Source organism: Rhodoferax sp. LB1P47 (assembly GCF_056521445.1).
Map to the genome: position 1 here is coordinate 1 of NZ_JBWMAU010000015.1, position 16,602 is coordinate 16,602.

Below are 16,602 nucleotides of genomic sequence, written 5' to 3' on the forward strand. Positions count from 1 at the left end.
TGGCTTTCGATGCACCTCAACCACGCAACCCGCTAAATCCCTTCGCTTCGTCTTGATTTTTGTCGCTGGCACATTGGCCGCTTGGTCATCCGCAGAATTGTGCAAGTGGCTCAAATAGATAGTGATTCACCCTGCCTGTAGCGGGCCCAGGGCCCGCGAACGGAGGTGCTTTTAGAAGCTGGCCCAGTCGTCGGAATTGGCGGTGGTGGCCAGGGCTACTTTTTTTACTACGGGCTTGGGAGCTGCCAGTTTGTTGGGCTTGAAGGCTGGGCGCACTGGGCTGGGTTGCACCCGGGGCCGTGCGGCCGAAGCGGTGTGGTTGTTGGTAACACCCCCCAGCTGGAACACCGCCACCGATTGCAGCAATTGCTCGGCTTGGCTTTGCAGGCTATTGGCGGCTGCCGCGCTTTCCTCCACCAGGGCGGCATTTTGCTGTGTTACCTGGTCCATCTGGGTAATGGCCTCGCCCACTTGGGCTACGCCCTGGCTTTGCTCGCTGCTGGCGGCGCTGACTTCGCCAATGATGTCGGTCACCCGGCGGATGGCGGTCACCACTTCGGTCATGGTGTTGCCGGCTTTGGCGACCAGTGTGGTGCCTTGGTCTACCTGGCTAACGCTGTTGTCGATGAGGGTCTTGATCTCTTTGGCTGCGGCCGCACTGCGCTGGGCCAGGTTGCGCACTTCGCTGGCCACCACGGCAAAGCCGCGACCTTGTTCACCTGCACGGGCGGCTTCTACGGCGGCATTGAGCGCCAGGATGTTGGTCTGGAAGGCGATGCCGTCGATCACGCTGATGATGTCGGATATCTTTTTCGAGCTGTCGTTGATACCTTTCATGGTGTCCACCACCTGGCTCACCACCTCACCGCCTTGCATTGCCACAGCAGATGCATTCACCGCCAGCTGGTTGGCCTGGCGGGCGCTGTCGGCGTTTTGCTTGACCGTGCTGGAGAGCTCTTCCATGGATGCGGCGGTTTCTTCCAGGGCGCTGGCTTGTTGCTCGGTGCGGCCAGACAGGTCGCTATTACCCTGGGCGATTTCGGCGCTGGCGGTGGCCACGCCATCGGCGCTTTGGCGCACATTGGATACCACGCCGACCAGGCTGTCCTGCATGGCTTTGAGCTGGGCCATCAGGCTGGTGCTGTCGCCAGGTTTGACGGTGATGGGCATGGTCAGGTCACCTTGGGCAACAGCTCGGGCCAGGTCGGCGGCGGTGCTGGGTTCGCCGCCCAGGGCTCCTACCAGATTGCGGGTAATCAGAAAGCCCAAGGCAGCGGCTGCAGCTATCGCCACCAAGCTGGCGGCAATGAGCTGCAACTTTGCCTTGTTGTAGTCGCTTTCTGCCTTGGCGACACTGTCGGCACCGCTCTTGGTGCTGAACGCTTGGTAGCTGTTGGCGGCTGTGAGCAAGGTGGCCAGCAGGGGGCGACATTCCTTGTTCATCTTGGCAATGGCTTCGTCCTTTTTACCGTCCACGGCCAGCTTCACGATGTCCAGCGCGATAGGACCGTACAGGCCTTCCACCCGGTTGATCTCATCTATCAGGCGGCGTTCTTCGGCGCTTATCTGGGGGGTTTGCTTGATGGCAGTGTTCAGCTTGAGCAGGGAATCCTGGGTTTTTTGGTGGGCCTGGGTCACTATTTGCTTCTCTGTGGCGAGATCCTCAGGGGTGGTCACCAGCAGCAGGTTGCGTGCCGAGAGGGCCCGGCGGTTGACCGCAGCTCGCACATCCGTAACCAGTTGGGCCTGCGCCACATTGACACGGCTGTACTCTGTGAAATGGTCATTGGTATCGCTCAATGAGTGCATGGCTGCGAGGGATACGGCCAATACCAGTGCAGCCATGAGACCGAAGGCGAAGCTCAGCTGGCCTTTGACGGTGAAGTTCTTAAAGTTCATTTGAATGCCTCTTTAAAGTGAAATTCTCGGAAATGACGGACTACTAGTGAAAGGTGGGGCTCTGGCTGAGTTCGGGGGTGCCCAGGATGGATTCGGTATCCACCAGGATCAACATGCGATCTCCCAGATTGGCCAGGCCGGTGATGAAGCTGGCATCGTTGCCGGTATGGAGGTCGGGAGGCGGCTTGATGCTGCCGGGCTCCAACTGCACCACATCCGAGACCGAGTCCACCACCACACCTATGACTTTGTGGCGCAGGTTCAAAACAATTACCACGGTGGATGCCGTGTAGACCACGGTGGGGCAGTGCAGCTTGAGCCGCAAGTCAATGATCGGCACGATGACGCCACGCAGGTTGATCACGCCGAGCAATTCGCGAGGCGCATTGGCGATGTGCGTGGGCTTGGCATAGGAGCGGATTTCCTGCACTTTCAGGATGTCGATGCCGTATTCCACCGTATCCAGGCGAAAGGAGAGGTATTCGCCCGCAACACTCTTGGCGGTAGCTGCGTTTGTCGTAATGGGGTGTTGCATCATCTTCGTGGCTATGTGGTTGCGTTGGTCTAAATTCTACCCACTATATGATTCATGTGATACATATGATTTTTTCAACATGTGATTTTTTTGTGAAAATAGCACTTAAAAACAATTATTTGATTTAAATGATTTATTGATGGCAGGGCCCGATGCCCCATTTGCGTGCCTTGTGCTTGTGGGGCGGGCATACCTCTTGCGCTGGGGGCTATGCTGGGCGAGCAGATGCGCGATTGCCCCGCCGGGCATTGCCGAGGCCCCGGTGGCAGCTAGAAAAAGTAGCAGGCCGTTTGTGTGTGTGGAGTGCCGCACAGGTGAACCACGCTTCACACCCGATACGTTAAAACCCGCGCGCGCTGCGCGCTGAAGGCGCAGGCCGGGAGCCGGTCTACCCCGATAAATGAAATTTAAGCCTTTTAGGCCTCTAGCGCATATTTCACCTGCGCAAGTAGCTATATTTTACGTAGCAATCAAGCTTCCACCAAACTGCAATACGCCTTGCGCGTTTCGGGCGATACCGCTGCCAGCAGTTGGGCGTAGGTGGTTTGGTGGCGGGCCAGCATGCGGGCCGTGGCCACGGTTTTGGATTTGCAGAACCAGTGGCAGGTGTGCTGCATCAAGAACAGCTCGGCCGATAGGGTAAAGGCCTTGTCTTTGGCCGGGGTGCTGCTGGCCATATCGGTGGCACGGGCAATGCCCTGGGCGTGGATGGCGAAGGCTTTGCGCAGGTCAAAGGTGGCGCTGGGGAATAGCGTGTCTGCAAAAGGCAGGGCGATGGCGATTTGGCTGACCCGGGTTTGCTCTGCACCGGCTTTGGCAAATGTGCTTGCAAAGCGCTTGAACTGGTCGGCCAACTGGGCTTCGCTGGTGTTCAGCAGGCTCCATATTTGCTCTTGCCGGGCCAGGTCTTTTTCACCCAGCGCCCGCAGGTAGCCCTGGGTGATGGTTTCCATCAGCTTTTCAATCTGGTACTGGCCCAGGTGGCTGCCAAGGGTTTTGATGCGCTGGCGCTGGTCGCGCGAGGTGAGGGCGTAGCTGCCAATGGCGGCCAGGATCGCCAGGATGAGGAAGTCCATTACAGGGGGTGTGAGGGCGGTTGAAGAGGACTGGAGTGTAGTCACCCCGCTATGGTGTGTGCGGCAGGGGCGGGGTCGTTTGCCAAATCTGCCGCAGCGCGGGCACCAGCGCCAGGTACACCGCGCCAAACAGCACAAAGCCCAGGGTCAGCACCTGGTTGGCAAATTGGGCGTTCAGCAGAAAAAACAGGCCCACGCCGACCATGCGGCCCAGCCCCAGCGGGATTTCGCGCACCACGATGTAGTCCAGCTTGTGTTGGGCGTAGTCGGGGGCGGACTCGATGGCCGCGTAGCTCCAGGCCATTTCGCAGGTGGTGATGGTGTTCATGCCGATGGCGCTGGCCACGCCGTAGACCACCAGCATGGGGGCGCTAGGCCACAGCGCCAGCCCGATGCTGGCGGCGCACAGCAGCAGCGCACCCAGGGTGTAGGTGCGCAGCCGGTGCCGGGCCTGCGACCACACGGCCAGGGCGATGCTGGACACCAGGCCCACCAGCGCCACCATCGCGCTGTAGGCCCCAAAGGCAAACTCGTCTTGCAAGATGGCGTAGGCCATCAGGGTGACCAAAAAGCTGGTGTAGGTTCCCTGCACCGTGGCCATAGCGGTGCTGACCCAGAACATGCCGCGCCAGGTACGCTGCTTGTTGCGCCACGCACCCAGCAGGTTGGACTGGCGGCCCAGCGGCTGGCCGGTGATGCGGGTAGACCACCAGGCGGCCAGCGCAAAGGTCAGCAGCGACAGGCCGAACACCGCGCTGTAGCCGGGCGGCCCGGTGATGTGCCGGATCAGCCAGCCCGCCAGCAGCGGGGCCACGATGGCGGCGCCGCTGGTCATGTAGTTGGCGGCGTATAAAAAGCGGTCGCGCTGCGCGTCTTGGGCATTCTCTAAAAACTGCATGTGCTGGCCGATCACGAAGAAGCTGATCGCCAGCCCCTGCATGCCACCAATCAGCAGCACATGCTGGGCACAGTCTTCTTGCAGCCACAGAATCAGCGCGTAGGTCAGCATGAAGATCACCAGCCCGACCCGCGAGCTGGCCATCGGCGAGGTGCGCCGCGCATGCAGGCTGCACAGCGGAAAACTCAGCAAAATCGCCGCCGACTGGCTCAGGCTGTAGTAGGCCTGGGTGCTGAGGGCGCGGTCAATGTTCCAGATGTAGAGGTTGACGAAGATGCTGGACAGGCCGACTGCAAAGGCTTGTAGCAGCATCAAGACCAGGAAGCGGCGGGCGTTGGGGTGCATGTGTGGATTGTGGAGTCAGCCCCCACCCCAACCCTCCCCCGGAGGGGGAGGGAGTAGAAACGGGCCCTGTCTTCCTCCCTCCCCCTCCGGGGGAGGGTCGGGGTGGGGGCTTGGTGGTTACAGCCGCTGCCCGTCCTCGCCAAACAGCGAAATCCGCCGTGTATCGCACTGCACGCCCAGGGTGTGGCCGCGCTGGTGCGGGGTGTGGCTCTCGGCGATGGCCGACATCTGGGTGCCGGCCAGGTCTAGCCACAGCACCACCATTGCGCCCATCGGCTCGGCCAGGGTCACGGTGGCGTGGCCTACCACGGACCGGTCAGCGGGCGGGTCTTGCGGCACCAGGGTGATGTGCTCGGGGCGGATGCCCAACACCGTTTTTTGGCCCATGTGCGGCGACGCGGCGAAGGGGTAGGCGCTGACATCCACGCTCAGGCCGGGGCCGCGCCACACCAGCAGGCCGTTGTCGGCGGCGATCACGCCTTCAAAGAAGTTCATGGTGGGCGAGCCTAAAAAGCCCGCCACGAAGCGGTTGTTGGGCCGGTCATACACCTCGGCGGGGGTACCGATCTGCTGGATCTTGCCGTCCAGCATCACCGCAATGCGGCTGGCCAGGGTCATGGCTTCGGTCTGGTCGTGGGTCACGTAGACCATGGTTTTGCCGATGTCTACGTGCAGCTGCTTGAGTTCGCGGCGCAGTTCGTTGCGCAGCTTGGCATCCAGATTCGACAGCGGTTCGTCAAACAGATACACCCCGGCATCGCGCACCAGCGCCCGGCCAATCGCTACCCGCTGGCGCTGCCCGCCCGACAGCTGCGAGGGCTTGCGTTGCAGCAGCGGGCCCAGGTGCAGCATGCTGGCCGCGCGGTCTACTCGGCGGGTGATTTCGTCTTTGGCAATGCCGGTGATGCTGGGGCCGAAAGACATATTGCGCTCCACCGTCATGGTGGGGTAGAGCGCGTAGCTTTGGAACACCATGCCAATCGACCGGTCCTTGGGGTCGGCCCAGGTCACGTCGGTGCCGCCAATTTCGATCGCGCCGTCATGCACGTCGATCAGCCCGGCTATGGTGTGCAGCAGGGTGGATTTGCCGCAGCCCGAGGGGCCCAGCAGCACCAGGAATTCGCCATCGACGACCTCCAGGTTCATGTTTTGCAAAATGTCCACGCCGCCCAGACGGATGTGGAGTTGTTGGATCGAAACGCTTGCCATAATTTTTCTTTCAACCCTTCACAGCACCGGCGGCGATACCACGCACGAACCAGCGACCAGAAATTAAATAAATGAACAGCGGCACCGAGGAGGTGAGGATGGTGGCCGCCATGTTGACGTTGTACAAACGCTCGCCGGTGGTGGTGTTGATGATGTTGTTCAACTGCACCGTCATGGGCAGGTTCTCGCGCCCGGCAAACACCAGGCCCAGCAAAAAGTCGTTCCAGATGCCGGTGACCTGCATGATCACGGCCACGATGATGATGGGTGTAGACATGGGGATCATCAGCTGGAAGAAGATGCGCCAGAAACCGCCGCCATCAATGCGCGCCGCCTTCACCAGCTCTTCGGGCAGGCTTGCGTAGTAGTTGCGAAACAGCAGCGTCATTACCGGCATGCCGAAGATGGTGTGCACCAACACGATGGCGGGCAGGGTGCTGAACAGGCCCATCATCGACAAGCCACGCACCAGCGGGTACATGTGCACCTGGTACGGGATGAACGCGCCCAGCAACAAAATGGCAAAGAACCAGCCCGCCCAGGGCCTGCGCCAGTAGGCCAGCGCGTAGCCGTTGAGCGCGCCCACAAAGATCGACAGCGCCGTGCTGGGTACCACGATCTTCAGCGAGTTCCAAAAACCCACCTGGATGCCGGTGCACTCCAGCCCGGTGCAGGCGCTAGACCAGGCAATGCCCCAGGCTTCCAGCGTGGGCTTGCTGGGCAGGGCAAAGATCTGGCCCAGGCGGATTTCGTCCATCGGTTTCAGCGATGTCACCACCATCACATACAGCGGCAGCAGGAAGAACACCGCGCTCATCAGCAAAAAGGCGTAGATGCCGATGCGGGCCGGGGTGAACCAGGATTTTTTAGGGCGCTGGTTGCGTGCTTTTGGGGGCACATTGCTAGGGAAAGTTGCAGTGGTCATGGTTCAGTGGCCCTTGTTTTGCGCACGGTCCATGCGGTTTTTGGCATACAGCCAGGGCAGTAACAGGGCCAGCACGGTCAGCAGCAGCACTACCGAGGCGGCCGAGGCCAGGCCGATGTTGGCGCGGTTGAACAGGTAGTCCATGATGAATTTGGCGGGTACTTCGCTGGCAATGCCGGGGCCGCCGCCGGTCATGGAGACCACCACGTCAAACACCTTGATCACGCCCAGCGACAGCAGCACCGTGGCGGTGGCAATGCTGGGTGCAATCATCGGCACCACGATGCTCATGTAGACGCGCCACACCGGGATGCCGTCGATGCGCGCGGCCTTCCAGATTTCTTCGTCCACGCCGCGCAGGCCGGCCAGCAGCAGGGCCATCACCAGCCCGGCCGACTGCCACACAGCGGCCAGGGCGATGGCGTACATCACCTTGTCCTGGCTGATGATCCAGTCGAATTCAAAGTTGGGAAAGCCAAGTTGGCGCACCGCCTCTTGCAGGCCCAGGCCGGGGTTCAGCATCCACTGCCAGACCAGGCCGGTGGCCACAAAGCTCATGGCGTAAGGGTACAAAAAGATGGTGCGAAAAATGCCTTCGCCGCGCACCTTCTGGTCGATAAACACGGCCAAAAAGAAGCCCAGCAGCAGGCAGGCGATTACAAAGATCACGCCAAACAGCGCCATGTTGTGCAGCGACAGCCACCAACGGTCGGTGTTGAACAGTTTTTCGTACTGCGTCCAACCCACGAAGTTGGTGTTGGGGAAGGTTTTGGAGTTGGTAAACGAGACGGCAATCGACCACAGCACCGTGCCCAAATAGCACAGCAGCACGGTCACCGCCATCGGCAGCAGGGCGAAGTTGACCGCCCAGTTCTGGCGCTTGCCGCGCCGGGGCGGCGGTTTTATAGTTTTTGTAAGCAAAATAGACCTCTAGCGCTTATTGGTAGTGCGTAAGCAGCTATGAATTTAGGAACGAACCGAACAGGCAGAACGCACCCCCCACCAGAGATACCGCAGAACCGGCTTTGCCGGGCTGCAGGTATCGCCCCCTTCAAGGGGGTTGGCGAAAGATGCGCAGCACTGCAGCCTGGGGGTTAGCCTTTTATAGCGCTTTGCAGGGCCTTGACTACATCGTCCACCGACTGGTTGTTGTTCCAGTATTTGGAGATGATGTCTTGCACCGCGCCGCCCACATCGGGGGCCAGCAGCATGTCGGGCACGGCGATCTGGCGGGTCTTGTCTTTCATGATGGCCAGGCCGGTTTGGGCGCACAGGTCCATTTGTGAGGCATCGACATCGGTACGGATCGGGATGGAGCCCTTTTTGTTGTTGAACGCGACCTGGGTAGCGGCCGATGTCATCGAGGTGGCCAGCATCTGCTGGGCCTTGATGGCTCCGGCATCCTTGGTGCGGGGGAACACAAACACGTCACCGGCAATGATGTACGGCGACTTGGGGCCAAAGCCGGGGAAGCAGCCAAAGTCTTTGCCCGCCACTTGCTTGGCGTTGGCGAACTCGCCCTTGGCCCAGTCACCCATGATCTGCACGCCAGCCTTGCCGGTGATCAGCATCGAGGTGGCGTCGTTCCAGTTGCGGCCAGGGGAGCCTGCATCGGTGTAGCTCTTCAGGCGTTTGTAGTCGGTCAACACCTTGCGGAAGGCGGGGGTGTTGACGACGGCGGCATCGTGGTCTTTGAAGAACTTCATATACAGGTCGGTGCCGCCGACTTGCGCCACCCAGCTGTAGAAGGTGATGTATTCCTGCCAGCCCTGGCCACCCAGTGCCAGAGGCACCAAGCCAGCGGCCTTGAGCTTGTCCAGCGCGGCAAACAGCTCGTCGGCAGTCTTGGGTTCGCTGGTGATGCCGGCCTTGGCAAATGCGGGCTTGGAGTACCAGAACCAGCTGGGCATATGGATGTTGACCGGGGCGGCGTAGTAGTGGCCGTTGACCTTGATGCTGTTGATCACCGGCGCGGGCAGCATGGTGTCCCACTTTTCTTTGGCGGCTACGGCATCAATGTCGTTGAGCATGCCTTCTTTGATGATGTCCAGGTACTGCTGCGAGGTGTTGAACATGGCGGCAGTGGGCGGGTTGCCGCCGACGATGCGGTTGATCGCCGCTGCACGGGCTGCTTCGCCACCGGCCACTGCGGTATCGACCCACTGGCCACCCGATTTGTTGAACGCGGCGGCCAGCTCTTGCACGGCTGCCGACTCGCCCCCCGAGGTCCACCAGTGCATGACTTCGGCCTTGGTCTGCGCCTGTGCGCCGGTGGTAGCCAATATGGCTAGCGATGCAATGGCCAGGGCCACGGTGGTACGAACTTGTGCTTGCATGTTGTCTCCAGTTTTTATTCAAAAAAGGGCGTACTGCCCAGGGGGGAAAAAGGGCGGAACCCACGTTAGCACGCAGGCCCCGCCACGAAAAACCTATTAACGCTGGGCCCGCTCTTTACGCAGCTGTAGAAACGCTTGCACGGCCAGCGAGCTGTGCTTGGGTGTGCGCACCTGGGTGGTGTAGTCCACATGGGTGATGCCAAAGCGGCGCTCGTAGCCGTAGGCCCATTCAAAGTTGTCCATCAGCGACCAGATGAAGTAGCCGCGCACATCCACCCCGGCCTTGATGGCGGTGTCCACGGCCATCAAATGCCGCTCTAGGAAGCTAATGCGCTGGGTGTCCACCACGCCGTCGGCAGCCACGCTGTCATCGCTGGCCATGCCGTTTTCAGTGATGTAGACCGGGGGCATGTCTTGGTAGCGGGCGTTGAAGTCCACCAGCAGATCGGTCAGGCCCTGGGGATACACCTCCCAGCCCATTTGGGTGCGTTCCACCTGGTTGGACTGTGCGGAGTGGGGGGCTTCCTGGTAGCCGCCCTTGCCGTCCGATTCGACCTCAGTGCGGAAGTAGTAGTTGATGCCCAGGAAATCCATCTTGGTGGAGATGATGTCCATATCGCCCGCCAGCACCAGCGGCTCGCAGCCGGGCCACAGGCGGAACAGGTCTTGCGGGTAGGTTCCCAGCAGCAGCGGGTCGAACACCCAGTGGTTTTGCTGCACATAGGCCAGGTACGACGCATCCTTATCGGCAGCGCTGTCGGTGTGCGGGCCAAACACCCCGGTGTTGCAGACGATGCCGCGCATGGCCGCCGGGTCGTTGGCCTGGATCTTGGCCAGCGCCAGGCCGTGGCCCAGCAGCAGGTGGTGCAGGGCTTGCGTGGTCTGGCGCAGGTCGGTGATGCCAGGGGCGTGGCGGCCAATGCCGTAGCCCAGGTAGGCCGAGCACCAGGGCTCATTCAGCGTGGCCCAGGCCGTTACCTTGCCCGCCAGTTCGCGGCTCATCAGGTCGGCGTATTCGGCAAAGGCGTAAGCGGTTTCGCGGCTGGCCCAGCCGCCCCGGTCTTGCAGGTGTTGGGGCAGGTCCCAGTGGTACAGGGTGACGTAGGTTTGCACGCCACGGGCGATGAGGGCGTCCAGAAGCTTTGTGTAAAAGTTAATGCCTTTGGCGTTGGGCGCACCTTTCTCGTCCATCACGCGCGGCCAGGCGATGGACAGGCGGTAGGCATCCACGCCCAGTCCGGCAATCATGTCCACATCGGCCTCCCAGCGGTGGTAGTGGTCGCAGGCCACATCGCCGGTGTCGCCGTGCAGCACGCGGCCGGGCTCGTCGCAGTAGGTGTCCCAGATGGATTGCAAGCGGCCATCTTCGTCGGCCGCGCCTTCGATTTGGTACGAGGCGGTGGCTACGCCCATCAAAAATTCAGGCTGGGCAATGGCCGAGGTGGCGGGGATATTGAGGGCGGGGACAGCAGGCATGGTGTTCCAAAAAATGCAGCAGGGTGGGTGAATGTGGCGATGTTAGGGACGATGCACGCTGCGGTATGTAGGGAAAGTTTGACACCCGACCTATGGCTATCCCTGAGTGCCTCGCTATGCGGCACACTTGCGCACCATGCATGACACCCCCCCTCTTTTGACCGACCGCCTGGGGGCTGATGGCCTGCCCGGCGTGCCCGGCTACAGCGACCAAAAGCAGCAAACCGACCCCCGCTTTGGCCAGGGCGCGGTGTGGCGCTGGCTCAGCGAGGCCGACCTGCTGGACCAGCGCGGCGAGGCCCAGGCCGAATCGGTGCTGGTGTCCAACAGCCACCGCGTGTGGCAACTGCTGCGCGAGATGCCGGTGGGCCTGGTGTTGTACGACGCCGACTTCAACGTGGTCTACCAGAACCGTGCCAGCGAGCTGATGACCGGTTTTGGCGCCGACGAGGCCGTGGGCCGCTCCCCCATCGGCCTGTGGATACTGCCCGACCAGGTGGCCAACCTGCACCACACCTTGCGCCGCATGCGCACCGAGCGCATTTCGCTGCACGGGCGCGGCGTGCAACTGCGCCGCGACGGCCATGTGGCTTGGGTGCAGTGGTACACCACGCCGCTGTTTGAGGGCGACACTTTCATCGGCTACCTGGGCACGCACACCGACATCAGCGAAGAGCTGCGCGCCCACACGGCTGTGCGCGCCGCCAAGCAGCAGGTCGATTTGCTGGTGGATGCGGCGGTAGACATCGCCATGCTGCAACTCTCGCCGGTGGGCCGGGTGCAAAGCTGGAACCGCAACGTGCAGACCCTGTTTGGCCTGCCCGCGCTAGAGGTGCTGGGTCAGGACCTGGCGCAGGTGCTGGACCTGCCCGCGCATTGGCCAGCCTTGCTTGACGGGGCTGCAGGCGGCGCGCGCATGGAATTTGAAGGCTGGCTGCCGCGCCAGCCCGAGGGACGTTTCTGGGGCAACCTGTTGCTGTACCCGCTCACCGATGAAGTCAATGCCGTGGTGGCGGTGGTACTGGTGGCCCGCGACCTGAGCGACCGCCGCCTGGCCGAGCAAAAAATCCGCGACAGCGAAGCCCTGCTGTCGGCCATCGTCTCCACCACCAGCGACGCGATTCTGGGTCTGGACGCGCAGGCCTGCGTGGTCTTTAGCAACCCCGCCGCCCAGCGTATTTTTGGCCGCAGCGCTGCGCAATTGTTGGGCCTGCCGCTGGCCGACGTATTGCCGGATGTGGATTTGCCCAGCCTGATCGGCGTGGTGCGCACCCTGTCGGCCCGTCACCCCGACGGGGCCACGCTGCACCTGGAAGCCTCGGCCAGCGAAACCCGCGTCAACGGCGACATCCTCGTCACCCTGACTGCCCGCGACGTGACCGAGCGGGTCGAATCCGAGCAGGCTCTGCTGCATTACCGTGAACAGCTCTCGGCCCTGTCGCGCCAGCTGATGGAGGCCGAACAGCAAACCAACCAGCGCCTGGCCCAGTTGCTGCACGACCAGCTTGGCCAGACGCTCACCACCCTGCGCATCTCGGTCGATGCCCTGCGCGCCCAGCTGCCCCCCAGCGCCACCCCCGCCATCGACCAAAGCTGGACGCGGGTGTCCGGCATGATCGACCGGGGCATGCGCGAGGTGCGCCAGGTGCTGGTCGAGCTGCGCCCGCCGCTGCTGCAAGAGCAGGGCCTGGGCGTGGCGCTGGACAACGAAATCCAGGCCGAAGCCGCCAACCACGGCGCGGTGGCCCTGCGCCTGCACATCCCCCCTTTGATGGCCGACCGCCGCTGGAACCCTGAGGTCGAATACGCCGTCTTCATGGTCGCCCGCGAAGCCATTGCCAACGCCCTGTGCCATGCCCGCTGCCAGCACCTCACCGTGGGTATTGAACCCCTGGGTACGCTGGGCCTGCGCCTGCTGGTGCAAGACGACGGTATCGGCCTGGGCCCCATCGGTCAGGCCCTGAAACCCGGCCACCTGGGCCTGGTGGGCATGCGCGAACGCTCCCAAGCCATCGGTGCCCACCTGAGTGCCCGCAGTGCCGACAACGAACGCGGCACCATCATCGAACTGAGCTATTCCCCATGACAGATTCTGTGTATTTGGTCGATGACCACGCCATCCTGCGCGAGGGCCTGCGCGCGTTGCTGGAGCCGTCGGGCTTTAACGTGGTGGGTGAAAGCGGCGACCTGCCCACCGCCCTGCACGACATCGTGCGGGCTCCGCCCGACTGCGTGCTGCTGGATTTGTCGCTGGGCGAGCGCTCGGGCCACGAACTGCTGGCCGAGCTGCAACGCCGCAAAATCCCCAGCCGCGTCGTCGTGCTCAGCATGATGGCCCAGCCCCGCCAGGTGATGGATGCCGTGCGCATGGGCGCGATGGGCTACGTGCTCAAGGGTGCGTCGGGGGCCGAGGTGATCACCGCCCTGCGCCATGCCTGCTGCGGCCAACACTACTGGAGCGCCGCCATCGAACGCATAGCACAAGAGGCGCTATTGCCCGCCGACCCCAGCGCGCCGCCCGAGCCGCTGCACACCCTGTCGCAGCGCGAGCGGCAGGTGCTGAACCTGGTGGTGCGCGGCCAGCCCAGCAGCAGCATCGCCCACACCCTGAACTTGTCCGCCAAAACCGTCGAAACCTACCGCTCGCGGGTGATGGCCAAGCTGGGGGTGAGCGACATCACCGGGCTGGTCCGGCTGGCGGTGAAGGAGGGGTTGCTCGATGGGGAGTGAGGGTTTGAATGAAAGTGGTCGATAGCGCAGGTGGGGTGTGCGGGAGTAGCTACTTATTTTGTAGCAAAGCGTTTTGCGCCTCTTTACAGGGCTGGCGCAATTCCTGTAATCGCGCCATAATCGCGCCATGACCACCCCCGACTCTCGTTTCCTGCCCCGCATCGCATCGGCCCCCCAAGGTCTGTCGCTGGGCGAGTTATTAGCCGCATTCCCCGATGTCGCCCGGCGATCTGCCCAGCGTTGGCTGCAATTGCAGGTGGCGCAGGGCGTGCTCACGCCGGTGGGGGCGGCGCGGGCGCGGCGGTATGTGGTGGCCAAGTTGGCGCCAAAAATCGCGCCAGAAGTCGCGCCAGTAATAGCGCCAGATATCGCGCCAAAATCCGGTTGGCGCGATTTCTTGCCTATGCCGCCACTGGTGGCGCGTGAGGCCGGTGGGCGGGATGATTTCCCCGCCAGCATCCCTTTGTCGGCCGACAGCCGTGAGGTGCTGGCCTACGTGCAGCAAAGCGTGTTGGCGCGCAAGCCGGTGGGCTACCAGCGCGATTTTCTGGACAGCTACCAGCCCAACCACACGGCCTATCTGTCCGAGCCGCTGCGGCGGCAACTGCGCAATATGGGGGCGACTGGGCGCGGCACCGAGCCTGCGGGCACTTACGGGCGGGCGGTGCTGAACCGGCTGCTGATCGACCTGTCGTGGGCCTCTAGCCACCTGGAGGGCAACACCTACACGCGGCTGGACACCCGGGCGCTGCTGGAGCAGGGGCAGGCGGCCGACGGCAAGGCGGGGCTGGAAACCCAGATGATCCTGAACCACAAGGCCGCCATCGAGCTGCTGCTAGACAACATTGATAGCGCCAATTTCGACCGCTACACCCTGTTCAACCTGCACAGCGCACTGGCCGAAAACCTGCTGCCCGACCCCAGCCACGAGGGCCGCCTGCGCGACCACGCGGTGGAGATCGGCCAAAGCGTATACCGCCCGCTGGACCACCCGGCGCTGCTAGGCGAGCTGTTTGATGCCGTGCTGGGCAAGCTGGTGCAGATCCACGACCCGTTCGAGCAGGCGTTTTTTGCGATGGTGCATCTGCCGTATTTGCAGCCGTTTGCCGACATCAACAAGCGCACCTCGCGGCTGGCGGCCAATTTGCCGCTGCTGCGCGCCAACCTGTGCCCGCTGACCTTTCTGGAAGTGCCCAGATCCGCCTACAGCCTGGGGATTCTGGGGGTGTACGAGATGACCCGCGTAGAGCTGCTGCGCGACGTGTTTGTGTGGGCCTACCAGCGCTCCACCCAAGAATATGTATCCCTGAAACGCGACCTGGCCCAGCCCGATCCGGTGCGCCTGGCCTACCGCGACGTGATCAAAAACTGCGTGCGCCAGATCCTGCTGTCGCCCGAGCAGGACGCGCTGGACCTGATCGCCCACGCCGTCCACACCCAGGCCCCGCCCGCCGACCAAGCCGCCCTATCGGCCGTGGTGATTGCCGAACTGAGCCGCGTACACGAGGGTGTGCTGGCGCGTTACGGCGTGCGGGCATCGGAGTTTCAGCGCTGGAAGATGCAGCAAAGTGGAATGTAGATGTCCATGTCAAAAAAAGCATTTGCAGGGCTTTGGCGCAACACCGCACGGGCCTTGTATCCTCGCCCCCTCACATAAAACCCGGTAACTACTCACACCCCCAGGCTACAGCGCAAGCGCTTTTCGCCAACCCCCTTGCTGGGGGCGATGCCAGTGGCCCGGCAAAGCCGGTTCTACGGCATCTCTGGCTTGCATCCGTTCTGGCTGAACATTGGGAGCTGAGTTGTGGCAAAACCTGTAATTTTGAAAGAAACCATGCAAAAAGAACAAAAACCCCAAGGCAGCACCGCGCTGGTCATTGGCGGGGGGCCTGCGGGCTTGATGGCGGCGGAAGTGCTGGCCAAGGCGGGGGTGTCGGTGCAGCTATGCGATGCCATGCCTTCGGTGGGCCGCAAATTCCTGCTCGCGGGCAAGGGTGGGCTCAACCTCACCCACTCCGAGCCGCCCGAACTCTTCGCCACACGCTACGGCACCCGCCAGGAACAGGTCAGCCCTTGGCTGCAAGACCTGGGCGCGGCGCAACTGCGCGACTGGGCCAAGGAGCTGGGCGTGGACACTTTTGTAGGCAGTTCAGGCCGGGTGTTTCCGACTGACATGAAATCTGCCCCGTTGTTACGCGCCTGGCTGCACCGCCTGCGGGTGGCCGGGGTGCAGTTCCACATGCGCCACCGCTGGGTCGGGCTGGAGGGCAATACCTGGACTTTTGACACGCCCAAGGGCCCTGTGCAGATAACCGCCGACGTGGTGGTGCTGGCGCTGGGCGGCGGTAGCTGGGCGCGGCTCGGGTCGGATGGCGCGTGGATGCCTTTGCTGCAAGCGGCCCAGGTGCCGGTGGTGCCCTTGCAGCCCGCCAACTGCGGCTTCGATGTGGCGGCCTGGACCGAACATTTCAGCAGCCGCTTTGCCGGCCAGCCGTTCAAAACCGTGGCGCTGTCGTTCACCAATAGCCAGGGCGACAGCTTCCGCCGCCAGGGCGAATTTGTGGCCACCACCAGCGGCATCGAAGGCAGCCTGGTCTACGCGGTATCGAATCTGGTGCGCGACGAGATCGCCCTGCACGGCCACGCCACCGTGCTGCTGGACCTGCTGCCCGACAAAACCCCCGAGCGGGTGCTGGCCGACGTGGCCCATCCGCGCGGCACCCGCTCGCTGTCCAGCCACCTGAAAAGCCGCCTCGGACTGGAAGGCATCAAAGCCGGCATCCTGCACGAACTGCTCGACAAAGCCGCGTTCCAGAACCCCGCCGCGCTGGCCATCGCCATCAAGGCGCTGCCGATCCGTCTGGTTGCCACCCGTCCCATCGATGAAGCCATCAGCAGCGCCGGAGGCATTGCCTTCGAGGCATTGACCGACGACCTGATGTTGCAGCCGCTGCCCGGCGTGTTTGCCGCCGGTGAGATGCTGGACTGGGAGGCCCCCACCGGTGGCTACCTGCTCACCGCCTGTATGGCCAGCGGGGCTAGGGCGGGGCAGGGGGCTTTAAGCTTTTTAGGCCGCTAGCGCATATTCTGCTTGCGCTGGTAGCTATTGAAAATATAGCTACTGGCGTTTTTGTGTACTATGGTTGCGATTCGTTCTCAATATGGTGGATGTA

The 16,602-nt window shown here is 62.6% G+C and carries 13 protein-coding genes; 4 read left to right on the forward strand and 9 right to left on the reverse strand.

From position 1 onward, the window contains the following. Positions 1-171: 171 nt before the first annotated feature. The 9 genes from AC0969_RS15635 to AC0969_RS15675 all read right to left on the reverse strand — a co-directional run bounded on the left by AC0969_RS15635 (position 172) and on the right by AC0969_RS15675 (position 10,699). A complete protein-coding gene (locus tag AC0969_RS15635; RefSeq protein ID WP_479625078.1) occupies positions 172-1,899 on the reverse strand; it encodes a methyl-accepting chemotaxis protein in 1,728 nt (575 codons plus the stop codon). 43 nt (positions 1,900-1,942) lie between these two features. Continuing rightward, positions 1,943-2,437: a chemotaxis protein CheW gene (locus AC0969_RS15640; RefSeq protein ID WP_479625079.1), complete on the reverse strand. Its 495-nt coding sequence runs from the start codon at positions 2,435-2,437 to the stop codon at positions 1,943-1,945. Between the two features lie 467 nt (positions 2,438-2,904). After that, positions 2,905-3,510, reverse strand: a complete 606-nt coding sequence (locus AC0969_RS15645; RefSeq protein ID WP_479625080.1) for a hypothetical protein — start codon at positions 3,508-3,510, stop codon at positions 2,905-2,907. A gap of 49 nt (positions 3,511-3,559) precedes the next feature. Next, complete coding sequence (locus AC0969_RS15650) at positions 3,560-4,753, reverse strand: MFS transporter (RefSeq protein WP_479625081.1); 1,194 nt, start codon at positions 4,751-4,753, stop codon at positions 3,560-3,562. A 117-nt stretch (positions 4,754-4,870) separates the two neighbouring features. Next, the gene (locus AC0969_RS15655) at positions 4,871-5,962 is read right to left on the reverse strand and encodes an ABC transporter ATP-binding protein (protein WP_479625082.1); all 1,092 of its coding nucleotides are present in this window, start codon (positions 5,960-5,962) and stop codon (positions 4,871-4,873) included. Positions 5,963-5,972: 10 nt separating this feature from the next. Next, complete coding sequence (locus tag AC0969_RS15660) at positions 5,973-6,887, reverse strand: carbohydrate ABC transporter permease (RefSeq protein ID WP_479625083.1); 915 nt, start codon at positions 6,885-6,887, stop codon at positions 5,973-5,975. 3 nt (positions 6,888-6,890) lie between these two features. Then, entirely contained in the window at positions 6,891-7,730 is an 840-nt protein-coding gene (locus AC0969_RS15665; protein ID WP_479625158.1) for a carbohydrate ABC transporter permease, read from the reverse strand. 251 nt (positions 7,731-7,981) lie between these two features. Next, positions 7,982-9,223 (reverse strand): ABC transporter substrate-binding protein, encoded by a 1,242-nt coding sequence (locus AC0969_RS15670; RefSeq protein ID WP_479625084.1) that lies wholly within the window; start codon positions 9,221-9,223, stop codon positions 7,982-7,984. 96 nt (positions 9,224-9,319) lie between these two features. After that, positions 9,320-10,699, reverse strand: coding sequence for a GH1 family beta-glucosidase (locus AC0969_RS15675; RefSeq protein WP_479625085.1), 1,380 nt, complete (start codon positions 10,697-10,699; stop codon positions 9,320-9,322). A gap of 136 nt (positions 10,700-10,835) precedes the next feature. Here AC0969_RS15675 and AC0969_RS15680 point away from each other — a divergent pair, with 136 nt between their 5' ends. The 4 genes from AC0969_RS15680 (at position 10,836) to AC0969_RS15695 (ending at position 16,508) form a co-directional block, all read left to right on the forward strand. Continuing rightward, entirely contained in the window at positions 10,836-12,785 is a 1,950-nt protein-coding gene (locus tag AC0969_RS15680) for a sensor histidine kinase (RefSeq protein ID WP_479625086.1), read from the forward strand. Further along, a complete protein-coding gene (locus AC0969_RS15685; RefSeq protein ID WP_479625087.1) occupies positions 12,782-13,429 on the forward strand; it encodes a response regulator in 648 nt (215 codons plus the stop codon). Before AC0969_RS15680 ends, AC0969_RS15685 begins: the two co-directional genes overlap by 4 nt. Positions 13,430-13,556: 127 nt before the next feature. Then, a complete protein-coding gene (locus AC0969_RS15690; RefSeq protein WP_479625088.1) occupies positions 13,557-15,008 on the forward strand; it encodes a Fic family protein in 1,452 nt (483 codons plus the stop codon). Between the two features lie 255 nt (positions 15,009-15,263). Further along, positions 15,264-16,508 carry a TIGR03862 family flavoprotein gene (locus AC0969_RS15695; RefSeq protein WP_479625159.1) on the forward strand — a complete coding sequence of 415 codons (1,245 nt, stop codon included), beginning with the start codon at positions 15,264-15,266 and terminating at the stop codon, positions 16,506-16,508. The last annotated feature ends 94 nt before the right edge of the window (positions 16,509-16,602 follow it).